Source organism: Paenochrobactrum pullorum (assembly GCF_041929845.1).
In the GTDB taxonomy this organism is placed as follows: Bacteria; Pseudomonadota; Alphaproteobacteria; order Rhizobiales; family Rhizobiaceae; genus Paenochrobactrum; species Paenochrobactrum pullorum.
This window is the reverse complement of the sequence record NZ_JBHEEH010000001.1, coordinates 184,054-204,613: the sequence shown is the minus strand read 5'-3', so window position 1 is coordinate 204,613 and position 20,560 is coordinate 184,054. Positions and strand designations below refer to the sequence as shown.

Genomic DNA, 20,560 nt, shown 5'->3' with positions numbered 1-20,560 from the left:
CTCCTTATTCGGCTGGCACAATACTGGCGGGCGCCAGCAAGGCTTCAGGATTACTGTCGGGAGCAGGGCCATCTTTGATCGCACGCAGCATCAGACCCATTTCGATAATGAACAGAACTGTATAGATCGCCACAAAGCCTGCGATTGTAATCAACAGACTGGCAGCGCCCAGATGCGAAACTGCCAGCGCTGTCGGCAATACACCTTCAATGATCCATGGCTGGCGACCGAATTCTGCAACAATCCAGCCCATTTCCGCAGCAATCCACGGTAATGGAATGGAGAAAACTGCCACTTTCAACAACCAGCGATGTTGATCAAGTGCACGTCTGCTGGAAAGATAGAAGAATGTACCGGTCAGCAGAATAAAGAAGAAGCCCAAGCCAACCATGATGCGGAATGACCAGAACAGTGGCAATACGCGCGGCACAGTATCATTAGCGGCTTTGAGGATCTGCTCATCGGTTGCCTGACGCGGATCATCCAGATACCGCTTCAAAAGCAATGCATAACCAAGCCATTGGCCGTTATCTTCAAACTGCGCCTGCATTTCTTCCGACACCTGCCCCTTTGGGCCGGCTTCTCGTATTTGCTCGAGCGCATCATAGGCTTTAATGCCATTGCGGATATAAGTGGCATTGTTTTCCACAAGCTCACTGATACCCGGAATTGGCGTATCCAGCGAACGGGTACCAATCAGCCCCATCACCCATGGAATATGCACGGCATAATGGGTTTCACGGGCTTCCTGATCGGGAAAACCAAAAGCGGTAAAGGATGCCGGAGGCGGTTCTGTGTCCCATGCAGCTTCAATCGCTGCAAGCTTCATTTTTTGATGTTCGGAAGAAAGATAACCACTCTCGTCACCCAATACCACAACCGAAAGCGAAGCTGCCAAACCAAAAGAGGCAGCAATGGTCATAGAACGCTTGGCAAGCTCGGTGGAGCGGCCTTTTAAGAGATACCACGCCGAAACACCCAGCACGAAGATGGAAGCCGTCACATAGCCTGCCGAAACAGTGTGGACAAATTTCGCCTGCGCCACCGGATTAAACAGCACTGCGAAGAAGTCGGTAACCTCCATACGCATGGTCTGAGGATTGAAGGCAGAACCAACCGGATTTTGCATCCAGCCGTTGGCGATCAATATCCACAATGCCGACATGTTGGAACCGGCGGCCACCAAATAAGTGACCATCAAATGGCCGACTTTGGAAAGCTTGTCCCAACCAAAAAAGAACAGGCCGACAAATGTCGCTTCCAGAAAGAAAGCCATCAGACCTTCAATGGCGAGCGGTGCCCCAAAAATATCGCCGACATAATGACTGTAATAGCTCCAGTTCATCCCGAACTGAAACTCCATCACAATCCCTGTTGCCACACCCATGACAAAGTTGATGCCGAATAATGTACCCCAGAACTTTGTCATCTGACGCCAGACAAGGCGACCGGTCATCACATAAACGGTCTCCATAATTGCCAGAATGACAGAAAGCCCCAAAGTGAGGGGTACAAATAAGAAATGATATAAAGCCGTGATTGCAAACTGCAATCTTGACAGGGAGACGATATCAAATTCCATCTATTTACACCGGAAAACCGGCCCTCTTTAAAGCGGGGTGAAACACACCCCCTGGAACAGTTTTTACCCTTTTAGAACCCAATATTTTTACGCACGAAGTCCATCCATCAGCGTTTCAAAACGCTGATCCTGACGTGTCACATTTTCAACGATGCGCCCATGCTTCATAACAAGCAGTCTGTCAGCGAGCATGGCCTCCCGCTTCACATGTGTCACAATAATAAAACTACGTGCTGCCCCCATGGCTGCCAGACTTTGCAGAACATCCTGACCGGTTTGTTCATCCAGCCCTTCTCTCGGCTCATCCAACAACCAAACAGGTGTATCATGCAGGAAAAGACGTGCCAAAGCCAGCCGTCTCTGCTGCCCACCTGAAAGCCCCATGCCCCCCTCGCCTAAAGGTGAGGAAAGCCCCTCTTCCATTTCTGCCAAAACTTCGCCCAAACCTGCATCTTGCAAAGCTTTGATTAAGGTTTCATCACTGGCTTCGCGGTTTGCCAAAAGCAGATTATCGCGCAAGCTATCCTGAAAAAGCTCTGTTTTCTGTGTAAGCAATGTTGCAGGCAGCGCTGAAACCTGCCCGCTTCGCGGCTGCAATTCGCCCGCAATCAAGGCGAGCAAACTAGATTTACCCGCACCACTTGCACCAATAACGGCCACTTTTTCTTGTCGAGCCAATGAAAAATTCACATCATACAGCGCATCTGTTGTTGCGCCGTCATAACGCGCGCACACATGCTCAAAAATAACTGCCTGACCATGTTGAGGCGGCTGCGGCTTTTGAAAATCCGGCATATTATTGACCAGATTAGGATTTACCCGCTGTGCGGCCAAAATCGTACGTGTCAATTCCATCGCGCCACGGCGCAATGCGGCAAAAGGTTCAAAAGCAGACAATACCACCAACAGCACAAAAACAGCCAAGGGCGCACTGATATTTCCGTTTTGCGCAATCGCGGAAACAGCCACCAAAGACCCTGCCAGCATCGCAGCCGAAGCAATGCCAAAACCTGCACCCGCCATCACATCAAGACGGTTGATCTTGTCATCCGCTTTGGCCAGATGCTCATCGGCATATTGCACAGCTTTGGCTTGCGCCTCCATGCGGCCTGCCATGATCAATTCCACTTGACCTGCCACCATATCAATGGTGCGCGCCCGCAAAGCCTCCGTGGCTTTGGCACGTTTACGCATTGACTTGCGTGCCTGCAAAGCAATGATCAGCGGTAAACCAAGCCCGATGATGAGCAATGCACTGCCAACCACCAAACCGAGCCAAAGATTGACAAGCCCGAGAGCGACAATGCACACAAGAGCCGTGGCAATGGCGGCACCGGCGGGCACCAGCACACGCAGGTATAGTGAATCCAGCGCATCAATATCGGCCGTCAACCGAAACAAAAGCTTGGCGGGACGGCGCAATAAATCATGCGCGGCCTGCGGCTTTGCCCATGAACGAAATAGTTTTTCGCGCAAAGATGCCAGCACGGCCAGCATTGCATCATGCGTCACCAACCGTTCAAGATAACGCGAGCCGGTGCGCAAAATCGCTAAAAAACGAATACCGGCGGCTGGCGCAAAAACATCAAACACAACAGCAGTGGCAACTGATAAACCGGCGATGGCCGTCGCCGTAATAAACCAGCCGGAAAGCCCCAGCAGTAAAATACCTGCCAGCACTGTAACGCCGGCCAGAACCATACCAGCAAAGAGCAGCCATTTTTTCTCACGGAAATAAAGCGTCAAAACCGGACGCAACGCGCGAAGGCCGTTCATTCTGCCGCCCTCCTGACTTCTGTATATAGTGATTGATCATCATCAAGCCGGATAACGTAATCCATATGACAAGCCAAAGCTTCATCATGGGTAGCCACCAAGAGCGTTTTACCCTTGGCTAAGGCAAGCAAGCTTTGAGTGATCTGTATTGCCGTTTCACGGTCGAGATGCGCCGTCGGCTCATCGGCCAGAATGATCGCCGCATCCGGATCAACTGCAGCACGCGCCAAAGCCAGACGCAAAGCCTCACCACCCGACAAACCGATGCCGCCTTCACCAAGCATGTGATTGTTCATCACATTGGCAACGTCCGACAAAGCCATTGTTTGCAAGGCACCATCCATATGGGTTTGATCAATATGATCGCGATGCAGACTGATATTAGAACGGACAGAACCTGCAAAAATATGTGGCTTTTGCCCGACCCATACCATTTGCCGACGTAGTGCGGCAGCATTTTCATCAGTTAAAACCTGCCCGCCGATTTCTACACAGCCTGCTTGCGGGCGAATTAAACCGGCAATCAGTGCCAGGATCGTGGATTTCCCCATTCCGCTTGGTGCAAGAATAGCCACTTTTTCACCAGCCTGTACGGCAAGATTAAAATCTTCCAGAACTTTGCGCTCTGCCTGATAGCTATAGGTAATGGCATTGAGCGTAATGGATGTGCCTTGCGGTTTGAATTGATGGTTACACTTCTGCCCTGCCCCGACGATGGGAGCCTGATGAACACTTAAATTTTCCAATGCGTCAATGGCAGCTTCACCACTGGCCCGATCATGCCACGCATTTGATAATTCACGCAGCGGCTCAAAAAAAGCTGGCGCCAGCAGCAGCACAAACAAAGCTTCGCTTAAAACAAGCTTACCACCCCATGCGCCGAAATTAAGCGGCCCCAGCAGGTGAAAGCCGATATAAACTGCGACCATTGCTACGCCAAGCGCAGAAAATAGTTCCAAAACAGCTGAGGATAAAAAAGCGATGCGCAAAACCACCATGGTTTTTTTACGCAGTGTTTCGGCATTGTCACGCAAACGCAAAGCCGTTTGATCGACCGCACCAAAACTGCGGATTGTTGCCAGACCGCGCAAACGATCCAGCAGAAAACCGTTCATGCTGCCCATTTCCACCAGCTGTTCTTCACTGGCTTTTTGTGCACGCATACCAATCAAGGCCATAAAAAGCGGGATAAGCGGTGCGGCAATCAACAAGATCAATGCCGATGTCCATGAATACCACAGCACAACGCCAAGGATCACAAAAGGCACAATCATCACTTTTTGACGGATCGGCACAAAGCGCGAGAGATATGGTACCATCATTTCGGCCTGTTCTGCCAAAATGCTTGCAGACTCACCCGAAGCAGGACGACTGGCATCAAGCGGAGAACGGGCGCTTAAAGACTGCAAGGCGTGACCACGCATTTGCGTTAAAGCTTCACGAGCCGCCCGATACGCCATGCGTCCACCCGCAGCATCCAGTAAAGCGCGCAATGTACCAAGCAGTAAAATACCAGCTGCCAGCCAATAAATGCGGTTGTCAAACTGGTTATTGGCAATCAGCCCCACCGCATAGGCCAGCAGTGCAGCCTGAGGTATCCAGAACAAAGATGCGAAAACCTGAAGCCAACCACCCTTTTTGAGCAAAGGTGGCTGGGCGCGACGCGGACGGCGCGCTTTGCGCGGTTTTTTTGCCGCTTCCAACACGACTAAATCCGCCTCACTGTCAGGCCTGTTGTCTTTGTCCTTATGGATCACTCTTATTAACATCTTTCTTTGCTGCCGAGCGGCCGCGTCCAAGCGAAACAATTTTGTCTTTTGTTTCCAGGAAACGGGTCACTTTTGCACCAAGAGCCAACAGGGTCATCAAACGCTCTGTTTCGAGCTTTTTGACATCATCATACCAATTGGTCAGTTGCTCGATCAGACCGTACATATCTTGCATACGGCTTTGGGCAAAACGGTCGTTTTCTTCAGACGGCTGCTCCATCAAAATTTCACGCAACACGCTCAGTGTCGGATCAATTTCACGTTTCTTACGCTCCTCGGCGAGGGTGCGTAAAATTTGCCAAACATCATCAGGGGTGGTGAAAAAGTCTCTTCTGTCACCCGGGATATGGCGCAAGAGCACCAAATTCCAGCCCTGCAATTCGCGAATTCCCATAGAAACATTCGAGCGTGAAACACCCAATGCTTCCACAATTTCATCTGCACACAAAGGCTTGGCAGATACATAGAGCAATGCATAAATCTGCCCGACGGTGCGGTTGATACCCCACCGGCTACCCATCTCGCCAAAATGCAGCACGAAGGATTGTATAATAGGCGTTAATTCCAAAATATTTCTCCCGTAAATTCTGAATTTTCAGAAATTACTGAAATTCAGATAACGCAATCTGAACGGTTCAACAACCGTTACAGACAACAACATTGAACAACCGGACAATAGGTCGCAGCAACTTCGGCCCCCTCAGGCGTCAGTTTCCCCCCTTTTCTTCCGATTATTCTATTTCAAGTGGCTTATTCTTTATCGGAAGGATCAGGTAATTGCCGGCTATCGTCGGTTCTGTCACGATGAATGACCGCCCGCGATAATAATAACAATGTCACAGGTGTGGTCACAATTACAAATGCTGTTATCAAAATTTCATGAATGATCAGCCGGCTTTCCAGAATGGAAAAAAAGAGCACAGAAGCGATTAAAATCCCCCCTGCTCCACAGGTTGTGCCCAATGTAGGCGCATGAATGCGCTCATAAAAACTCTTAAAACGCACCATGCCTATAGTACCGATCAGTGTCAGAGCGGAACCAAGCAATAAAAGCAATGAAACTAAAATGGCTGCCCATAGCGGCAGATCGGCTGCGTTTGTCATTCGATGACCTCACCGCGCATCAGGAACTTCGCCATAGCCACTGTGGAAACAAATCCGAGTAAGGCAATGGTCAAGGCGGCTTCAAAATAAATATTGGTGCCGGTACGAATACCGAAGGTCACAAGGAGGAGCATGGCACAGACATAAAGCGCATCCATCGCCAATACACGGTCTTGCGCTCTGGGGCCTGTCACCAAGCGATAAAGCGCGCAAAGCATTGCTGCCACCAGCATGAACTGCGAGGCCATCAATGACCAGAACAAGAGGGCTGCACTCATGCAAAAATCTCCAGTAACAGTTCTTCATAGCGCTGCTTGATGGAATCTCTCCATTCCTGCGCATCTTTAAGATCCAGCACATGGATCAGTAATTCGCCGTTGGCTGCGTGATAATCCACCCATGCAGTTCCCGGTGTCGCGGTAATGATACAAGCCAGAATAGCTAAGCCCATCCGGTCGGTTAATTGCAAGGGAATTGCCACAAACCCCGCACGACGACCACGATCATGGCGCGACAGGATAATTTTTGTCACAGCAATATTGGATTGCAAAATATCCAGCGACACACGCCAGACAAGCACCAGAATGAGCCGGTATGAACGAATTTTAGGCTTTTGCGGTACCAGCGCCGTCATGGCATGACACGCAACAAATGCAACGATTGAGCCAAAGATCAGTGCGCCAAGTGTGAAGTCATTCAACAACAACCAAAAGAGCAAAAGCGCTGCAAACAAAATCGGATAAGGGAAAATCCACCTCATTGTGCACCACCCTCTTGTTTCAGGGGCAGAACTGATAATGCTCCCTCTTTAACCACCCGCGGTGTCTGTAAAACGCTGTTGATATATTGCGAAGGGTCATGCAATCCGGCAGCCGTTTTATTCATGTAATTCATGGCAGGACCTGCCAGAATCGTCAGCGCCAGACAAATAAACAACAGACCGGCAATCGGCACAACTTCAATCACAAGCACCCGCGGTACACGTCCCTCCATTGATGCCCAGAAGGTACGGATACCACTACGGGTCATGGCAATAAGTGCAGAAAGACCCGATAATACAATCAGCGCCATCAACACCCAGCTATGCCATGGCAAACCATCCGTAATCGCCGGATCGGAGGTTTCAGGGTTAAGTACAGCAGTCAGCAACACAAATTTGGCGATAAAGCCTGAAAATGGCGGTAAGCCGATCAGCAAAATAGCGATCACAGCAAAACAGCCGCCTAAAATCGCCAAAGTGCCCGGCAGAACGATGCCAACCTCATCTTCCTCTTCTTCTTCCTCTTCGTCACCATAGGCTTCAATAGTGACCGCCAACACATTGGCCGCCGCATCCTGTCCGCGCTCGATCAGTTCAATCAGCAGGAAGAAAGCCGCAATCGTTAAAGTGGAAGAAACCATATAAAACAGTGCGCCGCCGGTCATGGCAGTATTGCCGCTGCCGATTGCCGCCAAAAGCGTGCCAGAGGACACCAGAATACTATAACCAGCCAAGCGTCCAAAAGCCTGCGAGGCAACCACACCGATAAGCCCGAAAGCAATAGTCAGCATACCGCCATAATAAATGCCGTCATCTCCAAAGCCCGACGACATGCCGGCACTCACTCCAAAGAACAATGGTGACAGACGCAACAACACATAAATGCCGACCTTACTTAAAATCGCAAAGATCGCCCCGACAGGCGCCGCAGCGGCAGTATATGTGGCAGGCAGCCAGAAATTGAGCGGCCACATACCGGCTTTGATCAGGAAAGCAATGCCGAGCACCGCGCCACCTGCCTCTAAAAGCATGCGATCTTCTGCCGGAACATCGGGAATCAGCACCGCCAGATCAGCCATATTAAGCGATCCGGTCACACTATAAATCAGACTGACACCAATCAAAAACAGGGATGATGCCACCAGATTGACTGCAATATAATGAAGACCGGCCTTAACGCGCATAACGCCGGTACCATGCAGCACCAAACCATAGGAAGCTGCCAGCATCACCTCAAAAAAAACAAAGAGATTAAAGAGGTCACCGGTCAGAAATGCGCCATTGATACCCATCAATAACAGCTGGAACAAAGTGTGGAAATGCGGGCCCGCTTTATGCCAGCGCGCCACTGAATAAATAAGTGCTGCAATACCAAGTACTGCTCCAAGCACCATCATCAGTGCTGATAGCCTATCCAGTACCAGCACAATGCCAAAGGGTGCAGCCCAGTTGCCAAGTAAATAAACTTCAGCCACAGGTGCGATATTTTCAGCCCTGACCATCAAAGTGATTGTCAGCACTAATAATAAGACCGTTGCAGCCAGACTGATAGCAGATTTCAACTTCCGGCGACGCTCATCAAACATCAGCAACAAGGCCGCTGTCGTCAAAGGCAGCAAAATAGGAAGAATGATCAGGTGATGGGTCCAATCCATCATCAATTCTCCCGTCCGTCTACATGGTCAGTGCCGGTCAGACCACGTGAGGCCAGAAGAACGACAAGAAAGAGCGCCGTCATCGCAAAGCCGATCACAATAGCGGTCAGAACCAATGCTTGCGGTACCGGATCGGCGTAAAGACCGGAGACAACATTATGACCATCCTCCAACACCGGTGCTGCATTGCTGCGCAACCGCCCCATACTGAAGATAAACAAATTAACCGCATAAGAAATCAGCGACAGCCCGATAATCACCTGAAATGTACGCGGACGTAAAATCAGCCAGATACCGGATGCTGTCAGAATGCCAATGGCTAACGAGAGTACAATCTCCATCAGTTTGCCTCCTTAGCCGCCGGGTTCGCACCCGTATTTTTTTCAACGCGATGACGACGGATCGATTGGTGCGCCAATGCAATCAGCACCAATACCGTTGCACCAACAACCAATGAGAACACCCCAAGGTCAAAGCCAAGCGCACTGGCAAGCGGCATTTTGCCGATATATGGCAGATCCACATATTGGAAATAAGAGGTGAGGAACGGATAACCGAAAACCCAGGCCCCTGCCCCTGTCGCAACCGCTATCAACAAACCAAGACCGATCCATTTAAGCGGCAGAATACGTAAGTGGTCTTCCACCCAGCGCGTGCCAGCTGCCAGATATTGCAAGATAAACGCAATCGCCAGTGCAATACCGGCCGCAAATCCACCGCCCGGTGCATCATGTCCGCGCATGAACAAATGAACCGCAAAAACGATAATGACCGGAAATAACCACTGCATGATAACCGACGGCACCGCCAGATAATCCTGCAAAGTATCACCGCTGTTACGATCCGGTGCCGCCTCGTCATAAGCATCCTGAATTTTCTGCTGTGGCGTGGAACCTGCACTGTCAGCTGCCGGACGGAAACGGCGCAACAGCGCAAAGACCGTCAAACCGACAATGCCCAGCACCGCAATCTCACCCAGCGTATCAAAGCCGCGGAAATCAACCAAAATAACGTTGACGACGTTTTTACCGCCGCCACCTGTATAGGCGTTTTCCAAGAAATAATCGCCGATGCCTCTTTGTGCCGGACGTGTCATTACTGCATAAGCGATGATGGTCATGCCAACACCACCGATGGCAGCAATAATCACGTCACGATAGCGGCGCATACGTGCACCGAACGGCACGGGAAACGGATCCGGATCTTCCCAGCGTTTCGGCAGCCAACGCAGCCCCAACAGAATAAGCACTGTGGTGACAATTTCCACCACCAGCTGCGTCACCGCCAGATCAGGCGCCGAGAACCACACAAAAGTGATACAGGTGACAAGCCCTGCCCCGCCGAGCAAAATAAGCGCGGCTAAGCGATGGAATTTTGCCAGATAAGCCGAACCGATGGCACAAATGCCGCCAATGACCCATAAAAGCGCAAAGATCAAATCAACCGGCTGCGTGCCCATTTGGCCAACACCAATGCCGACCTTGTAAATCGGCCACGCTGCCGCCAGCATGGCAATCAGCACCACAATGCGCAATTGTGTTTGCAAGTGACGCGAGATGAAACGACTTTCAATGCTACGCGCCCATTTCCATGAAACAGTGACCAGCACCCGCTCGAAAATACGTTGCGCTTTGACATTGCGCAGCAATGGCGGCCCGCCTTCACTGGTCTCGAAATAGTTTTTCAACAATGCATAAAGCAGGAAGCCACCAATCATAGCGATGAAGCTCATCAAGAGCGGCACGTTGAAACCATGCCATACCGAGAGGCTATAATAAGGTGTATCACTGCCGAGCACCGACAGCACAGCCGAATGCAGGAACGGGCCGATAGAAAGACTTGGAATAATGCCGATTAACAGGCAGAGCACCACCAAAAATTCGATCGGGAAACGCATCCAATGTGGCGGCTCATGTGGTTCGTGCGGCAAATCGTGCGGCGAAGGGCCAAAGAAGACAGAATGGATAAAACGCACCGAATAGGCTACCGTGAAGATACCGGCAAGGGTCGCCAGATATGGCGTTGAACGGTCAAACCATGAGTCCATATGGGTTTCAACCGCTTCGGCAAAGAACATCTCCTTGGAGATGAAACCATTGAGCAACGGCACACCTGCCATCGCGGCACTCGCCACCATAGCAAGTGTCGCCGTATAAGGCATTGCTCTGAACAAACCGCTGAGCTTACGCATATCGCGCGTACCGGTTTCATGGTCGATAATACCCGCCGCCATAAACAGCGACGCTTTGAAAATCGCATGATTGACCATGTGGAAAATCGCAGCCACTGCTGCAAGCGGACTGCCAAGACTTAAAAGTGCCGTGATAAGTCCGAGATTGCTGATGGTCGAATAAGCCAGCAAACCTTTGAGATCCTGCTGAAACATCGCAAAGAAACTGCCGATCACCAAAGTCGTCATACCGGCAAGGCCGACAATCCAGAACCATTCTTCAGTGCCTGCCAGCACCGGCCAAAAACGTGCAAGTAAGAATACGCCCGCCTTTACCATGGTGGCCGAATGCAGATATGCGGAAACCGGCGTTGGCGCAGCCATTGCATTCGGAAGCCAGAAGTGAAACGGAAATTGCGCGCTTTTGGTGAAAGCGCCGAGCAGGATCAACACCAGAGCCGGCACATAAAGCGGATGGGTGCGCACCACATTGCCGGCCGCCAGCACAACATCCAGATCATAACTGCCAACCATATGACCAAGCAGCAGCACACCAACAAGCAGCGCAAATCCGCCAATACCGGTCACCGTCAAAGCCATACGCGCGCCATCACGGGCGCTGACATTATGGTACCAATAGCCGATCAGCAGGAACGAGAAGATACTGGTGAGTTCCCAGAACACAGCAAGCAAAATGAGGTTTCCGGATAGAACCACGCCCAGCATCGCGCCCATGAAGGCCAAAAAGAACGAGAAAAAACGCGGAACCGGGTCTTCTTGCGCCATATAATAGCGCGCATAAACCACGACAAGGAAGCCGATTCCGGTGATGAGAACCGCAAAGAGCCAAGCAAAACCATCCATGCGAAAAGAAAGGTTCAGCCCGTAATCAGGCAACCATTCAACGCTGGCACGTAAAACTTGTCCATTAAATACAAAAGGATAAAGAGCCAGCGTTAATAAAAATGCGCCAAGCGCAACGCCACCCGTAATCCATGTTGCCGACGTGCGATCAACCGAGCGGAAAAGTCCAATGATTAAACTGCCGGTAAATGGAAGCAGGACAAGCAGGAATAACAGGCTGCCGTCCATCATCATGCGCTCTACGCCTCCATATTATCCGATCAGTTTATGCGTTAGGCAAAATCGGGGGGAATCAAAAAAACCGGTGTGTATATTATGAAGTGCGTAAGTGCTTTATGGCAAGCGCTTTCAATAGTTTAACGAAAATTCTTTATCCGAAATGCATATAGCGGGATCAATATTGGCCTAAAAATTTTGATTTTGGTATGCATGGCGATTGCATGAGATTAAAATTTCAGCCACGCTTGGCAGCAATTGTTATAATAACATCAAAGCACTGCGCTTAATCCCAGCTCGGTCAAGGAATAATTATGGGCCCCGTTATTGATAAAATCGTCACCTCACAGACTTTACCACAAAAAACCGATGTAGCCATTATCGGCGGCGGTATTATCGGGGTCAGTACGGCACTTTTTCTGGCAGAACGCGGTATTCATGTCACACTTTTCGAAAAAGGTACGCTCGCATGTGAGCAATCAAGCCGTAACTGGGGCTGGTGCCGGCAAAACGGACGCGACAGCCGCGAGATACCGCTCATTCGTGAAAGCATGAAAATCTGGAACGACCTGAATGAAAAAACCGGACACGAAACCGGCTTCCGCGCATCCGGAATTGTTTATACAACACAAAGCCAAGCGCAGATTGAAACCTATGAAAAATGGGTCGAAATTGCCCGTGAGCATGGGCTTGATTCAAAAATCCTGTCGGCGCGTGAAGCAATGGATGCAGCACCCGGCCTGACACAAAACCTTGTTGGTGGCATGAAAACCATAGGAGATGGCCGTGCCGAGCCGCAAAAGGCTGTGCCCGCCATGGCCGTCAAGGCCATGCAAGATGGTGCAACCATATTGGAAAATTGCGCGGTCAGAGGGATTGAAACCACTAATGGCAAAGTCAGTGCTGTGGTGACAGAGCGCGGGGTCGTCGCCTGTCAGGCAGTGGTGATTGCCGGTGGTGCATGGTCACGGTTGATTTGTAAAGGTTTAGGTCTGCGCCTGCCGCAGCTCAAATTGCGCGGCTCGGTCTTTCGCACCCAACCACTTGATGCGGGCATTGATCATGCCATTTATTACAATGATTTCGGCATTCGTAAACGACTTGATGGTGGCTACACAATTGCAGCCGAGGGCGGTGGGGTTGCCGATATTATTCCCGATAGTTTTGCGTTTTTCCGTGAATATCTGCCAACCCTGTTGATGGAATGGCGCACATTGCACTTGCGTTTTGGCGAGCGCTTTTTTGAAGAGCTCATCCAGTGGCGCAACAAACCCTTTGATCAGGTTTCTGTGTTTGAGAAAATCCGCACTCTTGATCCCAGCCCTCACCGCCGAGCCAATCTTCAAGCACTTGAGAAAGTCAAACAAGCTTTCCCACAGTTCAAAGTTGCACGCATTGAACAGGAATGGGCAGGGCTCATCGACACCATGCCGGATGTTATTCCAGTGATCTCGGAAGCGGCAAATGTGGAAGGCGTGACGATTGCAACCGGTTTTTCCGGTCATGGTTTCGGCATCGGGCCAGGAGCAGGGCATCTGATTGCCGATATGGTGACGGGCGCAACACCGATTGTTGATCCGACGCCATTCCGCTTTTCCAGATTTACCGACGGCAGCAAGCTCACCATTGAAAAATGGGGCTAAGTCCAGACAGCTGCAATGCCCCGTATGTGCTTTTCATGCGAGGCTTTTTTGTGCCTTTAAGACAGCAACACTATATCGGGTAAAAATGCGCAAAAAATAACACCCGTCGCAGGGGAGGACTGCAACGGGTGTCTGATAGAAAGACCGGCTAATTGGGAGGAGGGAGACCGGTCTTAAACCACAGAAGACTTTAAGGGGAGGAGGAGGGGTCTTCTGTGATATGAGTTTGAGCTGGTTCGTATATTACGCCGTATTGCTTTACTATACTACTTCACTGCCCGAATTTTAGTCCACATGAACAGAACAACATGAAGATACTTGTGATCTTCAGCAGTAATTCTGTTGTTAGCGGGTTGCAGCCTTACGTGCTACATAAGGAATGTCTGAAGGCAGGATGCCAAGATCATTCAATTCGCGGGATGAAAGGCGGCTCAGTTCGTTTACAGTGTTACGGTAACGGCGCCAGTTGTTGTATGAGCGGATAAGGTTCATTTCTTTTCACCTAAGTAATAAGTTGTTGTTCTCTCTTGCCCTCTACATATAGGCGAAAGCGTCTTAGATGTGCAGAGACAAATTTGCATAGCTACCCTGCGCCAAAGAGCATGAAAAGCATCACAAAGGCGCAGTTCTGCCTTCATAAGTTCACAATCATATGTAGAATGGATCAGATGTTCGCGAGAGATTTTCAAAGATTAACGAGAGCTTAATCTTCCGGATCATCTAAAAGTAATAAAAGTGAATTATACTTATAAATCGCGCAACAAAATCATCCAAAAAAAGATTTTTATTTATAAAAGTTATTGAATCGCTATTTTCTGGATTCTAACAGGCTTTCATAGGCCAAACAGCATCTTCGTATCAACGAAGCCACATTTACCCAAACAATAAATCGATGTATTTTCAGCGTGGCCGCACCGCTAGAGCATGTCTCCCAAAAGTGGGCACCGGTTTTGGGAGACATGCGTAAAAACAAAACGCTAGAGCGAGCACAGTTGATACGATTAAGTGCGACACGCTCTAGATAAGTTTTGCCTGTTGCCGAGCCAAGCTTCACCCTAGACGTCATGGCTTCATTCGCTGAAATGCTCCGCCACAGTTTTCCATAGATTCCAAATTCAATGCATAGCCTGCAATTTATTGCATATTGTAGGTAATATAGCCTTTGCTATATTAATGGCATTAAGTTGGAGAAACTTGATGTCCGACACTGTGCGAATGACAAAGCTTTCAGAAAGAACAAATGTACAAATCAGCGAAGTGCTTGCCGGACAACGATCCAGCTTACGCTCTATGTTGCTGTTTGCCGGTCCTGCTATCATTGCTTCAATTGCTTATATGGATCCCGGCAACTTCGCCACAAACATTCAAGCAGGGGCAGGCTACGGTTATTCTCTGCTTTGGGTCGTGTTCATGGCCAATCTGATTGCGATGCTGTTCCAAGCACTCTCGGCCAAACTCGGTATCGTAACAAACCGCAATCTTGCCGAACTATGTCAGGCTGAATTCTCGTCACCCGTGCGCATCATAATGTGGATCATCAGTGAAATCGCAGCAATGGCGACAGATCTGGCCGAGTTTTTGGGTGGTGCTATCGGCCTGTCCTTACTTTTTCATATGCCGCTGCTGGGCGGCATGGCCGTAACGGCGGTCGTAACTTACGGCTTGCTCCTCTTCGATGGACGTGGATTTCGCCCGATGGAGCTGATCATAGGTGCTCTCGTAATTATCATCGGCCTTTGCTACATCATCGAGATGTTCATTGCGCCCGTTAATTGGGCACAGGCGGGCATGGGCATGATCAATCCGACGATGCCCGACACAACAGCATTAACAATCTCCGTCGGCATTATTGGTGCAACCGTGATGCCGCACGCGATCTATCTTCATTCAGGTCTGACCCAACATCGTGCACAGCGACGCAGCGATGCCGACAGACGGAAGATTTTGCGGTTTTCCAACTGGGAATGTGTGATAGCACTGTCCATTGCCGGGGCGGTTAATATGGCAATGGTCATTATGGCCTCGGCCGCTTTTCACGTAGGTAATCCGGAAGTTGCAGAAATCGAAACTGCCTATCATACTTTGACGCCTTTACTGGGTGGTGCCGCAGCTGCTGTCTTTCTTATATCCTTGATGGCGTCCGGCATTTCTTCTTCGGTTGTCGGCACAATGGCTGGTCAAATGATCATGCAAGGCTTTGTCGGCTTTCATATTCCGATCTGGATACGCCGTCTGGTTACAATGCTTCCAGCCTTTGTGGTTGTGCTTATGGGAGCAAATACCACCGATGCACTGGTTTATAGCCAGATCGTTTTGTCTTTTGCGCTGCCTATACCGATGATCGCGCTCGTCATGTTTACACGTAACCCTGTGATTATGGGTCGTTTTGTCAATAGCCGTCTTACGGATTTTGCCGCAATTGCCGGAACAATTATCATCCTTTTTCTCAATATCGTTCTGCTTATGCAAACCTTCGGCCTAAAAGTACCGGGACTTGGATAAAGCGGTTTTTATAAATGCGATATATGTTATGAATGGAGTGAACCAATTATAGCGATAACCAATCTGAGACAGACATCAGCGAAGGTGATTGCGTTGACCAAAAAACTTGCCTCGGATGAAACCCGACTATCCGCAACGGAGGCCAAAACGCATGCTGAGGCGTTTCAAAAAAGCCGTGATGCGCGACGTACGGAATTGATGGAAGATTATGTGGAGCTTATTGCCGACCTGAGCGAACAATCGGGTGAGGTGCGTCAAACCAATATTGCAAAACGTCTTGGAGTCAAACAACCTACCGTTGCCAAAATGCTGAAACGTCTTGCGGAAGATGGCCTGATTATCCAGCGACCTTACCGCGGCATTTTTCTTACGGAAGAAGGTCATCGCCTGGCTGTTGCAAGTAAACACCGCCATGAAGTCGTCGAAGCCTTCCTGTGTCGTCTTGGCGTTGATCCCGTCACGGCGCGTTGCGATGCCGAGGGAATGGAACATCACGTCAGCGAGAAAACTTTAAAAGCCTTTGAACGGTTTTTAAACGATACTTAAAACAGATGTTCGAGGGGGAGCGATAAGTTGTGTAAGAACGTTTTTCACAACCGAGCCATCAACACCGATCTCCTCAGAGGTTTCAGGCTTTATCCCCGCAAAACACCAAATCATGCCTTGCAGGGATAAACGGTTAAAATCTCATTAGCCGATCGCCATTAAGCTCGCATTCCCGCCTGCCGCAGTGGTGTTGATGGATGTGGATACTTCCTCCATCAGCCAATTGAGGCAATAGCTATCGGCATGCACGGCCAGTTCTTCACTGCTTGCAGCTTGTGTCAACACCAGCGGGCCGCAGAGGGTGGCAATAGCCTGATTGGCGGCTCTTACTTGTTCAGCATCACCTTCCACCAGCGCACCTGCATAAGACCCGCTTTGTTTCCAGTCGGACACCCAGCGAATGCGTGCATTCAATGAGGCTGGCAGATCTTTTAAAGTGCCACGCAATGGTGAAGCACCATCAAACACCGCATCATTGCCTGTTGCAAGCACTGCCGTCAGCTGACGATAAAGACCAGTTTCTGTTTGCGGCAACAATAAAATAGTGCCACGCGGATGAAGTGCATAAAGATTGCGCTCACCCACGGGGCCCGGCAATTCAATTTGAAGCCCCAATGCTGCGGCACCTACGGTTTCGCGGGCAGCAACCGCAAGGCTGTTCATACCCTTGGAGCCAAGCCAACGCGCGAACTCGGTTGCACCTGCATCACGATAAACTGACGCATATTGCGGCGGAACCGGTGCTTTTTGCAGCAAACGACCGAGATAAAGTGGCCCGCCTGCTTTTGGCCCTGTGCCGGACAATCCGCGCCCGCCAAAAGGCTGCACGCCCACAACCGCACCAATCACGTTGCGGTTGATATAGATATTGCCGACCCGAATACGCTCAGTCACATGTGCGATGGTTTCATCCAGACGCGTATGCAAACCAAATGTCAGCCCATAACCGGTGGCATTTATATCATCGATCAACCGGTCGAGATCATCGCGCTTATAGCGGATGACATGCAGCACAGGCCCGAAGACTTCGCGCTTCAGCTCACTCAACTCACGCAATTCAATTATGGTTGGTGCAACATATGTGCCTTTGGCAGTTTCTTCCGGCAGCGGCAGTTGTTCGACAAAACGACCTTGGCCGCGCATCGCTTCAATATGGGCGTTGATGATCGTCTTGGCCTCATCGGTAATAACGGGGCCGATGTCAGTTGCAAGACGATCTGTGCGACCGATCTGCAATTCCTGCAATGCGCCTTTCAGCATAATGAGGATGCGATCTGCCACATCTTCCTGCAAGCAAAGAACGCGCAAAGCCGAACAACGCTGACCGGCGCTATCAAAAGCCGAAGCAATCACATCGGCCACCACCTGTTCAGCGAGTGCAGAAGAATCCACGATCATCGCGTTCTGGCCGCCGGTTTCTGCAATCAGCGGAATAGGGCGGCCGTTTGGCAGCAAGCGTGTTGCCAGTTGCGCCTGAATGAGGCGGGCAACTTCCGTTGAACCGGTAAACATCACGCCAGACACATCTTCAGCCCCCACAAGGCTTGCACCAATGCGGCCATCACCCGGCACAAAGTGCAAGACATCCGCCGGTACACCTGCCTCATGCAGCAGGCGAATAGCTTCGGCTGCGATCAGTGGCGTTTCTTCGGCAGGCTTTGCCAGTACGGCATTACCTGCAACAAGGGCTGCAACAACCTGTCCGGTGAAAATCGCCAGCGGGAAGTTCCACGGGCTGATGCAAACAACGGCACCCAAAGATTGATGCGCTGCACCAATGGTGCGGCGTGCCTGATCGGCATAGTAACGCAAGAAATCAATTGCTTCGCGCACTTCCGCAATCGCATTCGGCAATGATTTACCAGCTTCACGCACAATCAGGCCAAGAAGTATCGGCATTTCTTCCTGCATTTTATCGGCTGCACGCTCCAGACAAGCAGCACGTTCCGCGGCAGGTGTTGCAGACCAGTCTTTTACAGATTTTGCCGCCAATTGCACAGCTTTGGCTGCATCTTTTTCACTGACTTCAAAAACAGTACCGATTTTGTCGCTGTGATCGCCCGGATTAAGTACATCACGCGGTGTGCCCTGAACGCTCAATGAGCCTAAGACCGGCTTGGCCTGCCAATCTTTGGCTGCCGACTTCAACAGGTCTGCATGCAGTGCAACAAGTGTGTTCTCATTGGAAAGATCAAGACCGGCAGAGTTTTTACGTGGCGCCAAAATATCTTTCGGCAATGCAATCTGATCGTGCAGAGCACCAATTTCGCGCATCGAGCGCACAATCGTTGCCGGATCTTCGGTCAGTTCATCAATCGAAACAGCTTTATCGGCAATGCGGTTGACGAATGAGGAGTTGGCGCCATTTTCCAGCAAACGACGCACCAAGTAGGCAAGCAATGTTTCATGCGTACCGACAGGCGCATAAATGCGGGCAGGGCGGTTCAAATTCTGTGCGCCAACCACTTCATCATAAAGCGGCTCGCCCATGCCATGCAGGCATTGGAACTCATAATCGCCGATTTTAAAATCCTGCCCCGCTAAATGATAGATAGTGGCCAAAGTCTGCGCATTATGAGTGGCAAATTGCGGGAAGATCACATCGCGTGCATTGAGCAGTTTTTGTGCACAGGCAATATAAGAGACGTCGGTGTGGATTTTACGGGTGAAGACTGGAAAATCTTCCAAGCCGTCCACTTGTGCACGTTTGATTTCGGCATCCCAATAAGCACCCTTAACCAGACGCACCATGATACGGTGATTGGAGCGGCGAGCCAGATCAATGATGAAATCCAACACATAAGGGCAGCGCTTGCCATAGGCCTGCACGACAAAGCCGATCCCTTCCCAGCCTTTCAGCTCTTCATCAAGGCAAAGGCTTTCGAGCAAATCAAGCGAGATTTCCAAACGATCTGCTTCTTCGGCATCAATATTGAGGCCGATATTGTAGGATTTTGCAATTGCCGCCAGCGCTTTCACCTTCGGCAGCAATTCGTCCATCACGCGTGTTGTTTGCGCGCGCGAATAGCGCGGATGCAAAGCCGACAGCTTGATGGAAATGCCGGGGCCTGCATAAATGCCGCGTCCGGCAGAGGCTTTACCAATCGCATGAATGGCATTTTCATAGTCTTTATAATAGCGCTCGGCATCTTGGGCGGTGGTCGCAGCCTCGCCCAGCATATCATAAGAATAGCCAAAGCCTTTTTGCTCCAGCACGCGGGCGCGTTTGACCGCTTCATCAATGGTTTGACCGGTGACGAATTGTTCGCCCATCATCCGCATGGCCATATCAACGCCGCGGCGCACGACAGGTTCGCCGCAACGCGCAATCACACGGGTGAGTGCGGCCGACAAACCACGGTCATTGACGGTGCCCGTGAGTTTACCGGTGACCACCAAACCCCAAGTCGCAGCATTCACAAACAAAGAACGTCCGCCACCGATATGGGATTTCCAATCACCGGTGGCGATCTTGTCACGAATAAGCGCATCGCGCGTTGCCGTATCGGGAATACGCAGCAATGCTTCTGCCAGACACATCAGCGCCACACCTTCCTGACTGGAAAGCGAATATTCATGAACCAGACCTTCAACACCAGTGCCTTTATGCTTGGCACGCAAAGCGGTGATAAGCTTGGTGGCGGTCTCGCGGATGGCTGTGCGCTCAGCTTCCGGCAAAGTGGCTTTTTCAAGCAAAATGCTCACGCATTCAGCCTCAGGACGTCGCGTTGCATCAGTAATAGCTTGGCGCAGCGGTGATTGCGTTTTCAGCGCCGGATCAAAGCGAAAGAAAATATCGTTAGACATAAGAGAAGAACCCTTGAGACTGTTATGATATCAGACGCTGTCCGTTTTTAAAACGTGAACCCGCTTGTCTGTTTGTCTTAAGAATATCATTCCCATAAGTTCCTTTCTCACCTATTATCAGCTATAATTAGGCAAATTGAACTTATTATCGAACGGAATCCGAGCC

15 protein-coding genes are annotated in these 20,560 nt (G+C 50.4%); 3 read left to right on the top strand and 12 right to left on the bottom strand.

Annotated features, from left to right (window positions below; all coding sequences use genetic code 11):
* Positions 1 to 4 precede the first annotated feature (4 nt).
* The 10 genes from JNC77_RS01090 to JNC77_RS01045 all read right to left on the bottom strand — a co-directional run bounded on the left by JNC77_RS01090 (position 5) and on the right by JNC77_RS01045 (position 11,914).
* Positions 5 to 1,582, bottom strand: coding sequence for a cytochrome ubiquinol oxidase subunit I (locus JNC77_RS01090; RefSeq protein WP_374828883.1), 1,578 nt, complete (start codon positions 1,580 to 1,582; stop codon positions 5 to 7).
* A gap of 87 nt (positions 1,583 to 1,669) precedes the next feature.
* The gene (cydC, locus tag JNC77_RS01085) at positions 1,670 to 3,358 is read right to left on the bottom strand and encodes a thiol reductant ABC exporter subunit CydC (protein ID WP_374828882.1); all 1,689 of its coding nucleotides are present in this window, start codon (positions 3,356 to 3,358) and stop codon (positions 1,670 to 1,672) included.
* Entirely contained in the window at positions 3,355 to 5,127 is a 1,773-nt protein-coding gene (gene cydD / locus JNC77_RS01080; protein WP_374828881.1) for a thiol reductant ABC exporter subunit CydD, read from the bottom strand. Before cydD ends, cydC begins: the two co-directional genes overlap by 4 nt.
* Positions 5,105 to 5,695: a GbsR/MarR family transcriptional regulator gene (locus tag JNC77_RS01075; RefSeq protein WP_374828880.1), complete on the bottom strand. Its 591-nt coding sequence runs from the start codon at positions 5,693 to 5,695 to the stop codon at positions 5,105 to 5,107. Before JNC77_RS01075 ends, cydD begins: the two co-directional genes overlap by 23 nt.
* A 182-nt stretch (positions 5,696 to 5,877) precedes the next feature.
* Positions 5,878 to 6,231, bottom strand: a complete 354-nt coding sequence (gene mnhG, locus JNC77_RS01070; protein WP_374828879.1) for a monovalent cation/H(+) antiporter subunit G — start codon at positions 6,229 to 6,231, stop codon at positions 5,878 to 5,880.
* Positions 6,228 to 6,509 (bottom strand): K+/H+ antiporter subunit F, encoded by a 282-nt coding sequence (locus JNC77_RS01065; RefSeq protein WP_374828878.1) that lies wholly within the window; start codon positions 6,507 to 6,509, stop codon positions 6,228 to 6,230. Before JNC77_RS01065 ends, mnhG begins: the two co-directional genes overlap by 4 nt.
* Entirely contained in the window at positions 6,506 to 6,991 is a 486-nt protein-coding gene (locus tag JNC77_RS01060) for a Na+/H+ antiporter subunit E (protein WP_374828877.1), read from the bottom strand. Before JNC77_RS01060 ends, JNC77_RS01065 begins: the two co-directional genes overlap by 4 nt.
* Positions 6,988 to 8,646 (bottom strand): monovalent cation/H+ antiporter subunit D, encoded by a 1,659-nt coding sequence (locus JNC77_RS01055; RefSeq protein WP_374830390.1) that lies wholly within the window; start codon positions 8,644 to 8,646, stop codon positions 6,988 to 6,990. The genes JNC77_RS01060 and JNC77_RS01055 overlap by 4 nt, the downstream gene beginning before the upstream one ends.
* Positions 8,647 to 8,648: 2 nt before the next feature.
* Positions 8,649 to 8,987 (bottom strand): Na+/H+ antiporter subunit C, encoded by a 339-nt coding sequence (locus JNC77_RS01050; protein ID WP_374828876.1) that lies wholly within the window; start codon positions 8,985 to 8,987, stop codon positions 8,649 to 8,651.
* A complete protein-coding gene (locus tag JNC77_RS01045; RefSeq protein ID WP_374828875.1) occupies positions 8,987 to 11,914 on the bottom strand; it encodes a monovalent cation/H+ antiporter subunit A in 2,928 nt (975 codons plus the stop codon). The genes JNC77_RS01050 and JNC77_RS01045 overlap by 1 nt, the downstream gene beginning before the upstream one ends.
* 296 nt (positions 11,915 to 12,210) lie before the next feature.
* Between JNC77_RS01045 and JNC77_RS01040 the strand changes: the two genes are divergently transcribed.
* Positions 12,211 to 13,539, top strand: coding sequence for an NAD(P)/FAD-dependent oxidoreductase (locus tag JNC77_RS01040; RefSeq protein ID WP_374828874.1), 1,329 nt, complete (start codon positions 12,211 to 12,213; stop codon positions 13,537 to 13,539).
* A gap of 345 nt (positions 13,540 to 13,884) precedes the next feature.
* On the opposite strand, the gene JNC77_RS01035 is transcribed toward JNC77_RS01040, so the two are convergent.
* Positions 13,885 to 14,031 (bottom strand): DUF1127 domain-containing protein, encoded by a 147-nt coding sequence (locus tag JNC77_RS01035; RefSeq protein ID WP_184221475.1) that lies wholly within the window; start codon positions 14,029 to 14,031, stop codon positions 13,885 to 13,887.
* Positions 14,032 to 14,736: 705 nt separating this feature from the next.
* On the opposite strand from JNC77_RS01035, the gene JNC77_RS01030 reads away from it, so the two are divergent.
* Together JNC77_RS01030 and mntR are read left to right on the top strand one after the other, a co-directional pair.
* Positions 14,737 to 16,041, top strand: coding sequence for an Nramp family divalent metal transporter (locus tag JNC77_RS01030; protein WP_374828873.1), 1,305 nt, complete (start codon positions 14,737 to 14,739; stop codon positions 16,039 to 16,041).
* 93 nt (positions 16,042 to 16,134) lie between these two features.
* Positions 16,135 to 16,587: a manganese-binding transcriptional regulator MntR gene (mntR, locus tag JNC77_RS01025; protein WP_374828872.1), complete on the top strand. Its 453-nt coding sequence runs from the start codon at positions 16,135 to 16,137 to the stop codon at positions 16,585 to 16,587.
* Positions 16,588 to 16,731: 144 nt separating this feature from the next.
* Here the strand turns inward: mntR and putA are convergent, their stop codons facing one another.
* Entirely contained in the window at positions 16,732 to 20,394 is a 3,663-nt protein-coding gene (gene putA / locus JNC77_RS01020; protein ID WP_374828871.1) for a trifunctional transcriptional regulator/proline dehydrogenase/L-glutamate gamma-semialdehyde dehydrogenase, read from the bottom strand.
* Positions 20,395 to 20,560 lie beyond the last annotated feature (166 nt).

Excerpts from the sequence above, each read along its gene's own strand:
- JNC77_RS01090 (WP_374828883.1), bottom strand. The coding sequence starts at position 1,582 with ATGGAATTTGATATCGTCTCCCTGTCAAGATTGCAGTTTGCAATCACG.
- cydC (WP_374828882.1), bottom strand. The coding sequence starts at position 3,358 with ATGAACGGCCTTCGCGCGTTGCGTCCGGTTTTGACGCTTTATTTCCGT.
- cydD (WP_374828881.1), bottom strand. The coding sequence starts at position 5,127 with ATGTTAATAAGAGTGATCCATAAGGACAAAGACAACAGGCCTGACAGT.
- mnhG (WP_374828879.1), bottom strand. The coding sequence starts at position 6,231 with ATGACAAACGCAGCCGATCTGCCGCTATGGGCAGCCATTTTAGTTTCA.
- JNC77_RS01065 (WP_374828878.1), bottom strand. The coding sequence starts at position 6,509 with ATGAGTGCAGCCCTCTTGTTCTGGTCATTGATGGCCTCGCAGTTCATG.
- JNC77_RS01060 (WP_374828877.1), bottom strand. The coding sequence starts at position 6,991 with ATGAGGTGGATTTTCCCTTATCCGATTTTGTTTGCAGCGCTTTTGCTC.
- JNC77_RS01055 (WP_374830390.1), bottom strand. The coding sequence starts at position 8,646 with ATGGATTGGACCCATCACCTGATCATTCTTCCTATTTTGCTGCCTTTG.
- JNC77_RS01050 (WP_374828876.1), bottom strand. The coding sequence starts at position 8,987 with ATGGAGATTGTACTCTCGTTAGCCATTGGCATTCTGACAGCATCCGGT.
- JNC77_RS01045 (WP_374828875.1), bottom strand. The coding sequence starts at position 11,914 with ATGATGATGGACGGCAGCCTGTTATTCCTGCTTGTCCTGCTTCCATTT.
- JNC77_RS01040 (WP_374828874.1), top strand. The coding sequence starts at position 12,211 with ATGGGCCCCGTTATTGATAAAATCGTCACCTCACAGACTTTACCACAA.
- JNC77_RS01035 (WP_184221475.1), bottom strand. The coding sequence starts at position 14,031 with ATGAACCTTATCCGCTCATACAACAACTGGCGCCGTTACCGTAACACT.
- JNC77_RS01030 (WP_374828873.1), top strand. The coding sequence starts at position 14,737 with ATGTCCGACACTGTGCGAATGACAAAGCTTTCAGAAAGAACAAATGTA.
- putA (WP_374828871.1), bottom strand. The coding sequence starts at position 20,394 with ATGTCTAACGATATTTTCTTTCGCTTTGATCCGGCGCTGAAAACGCAA.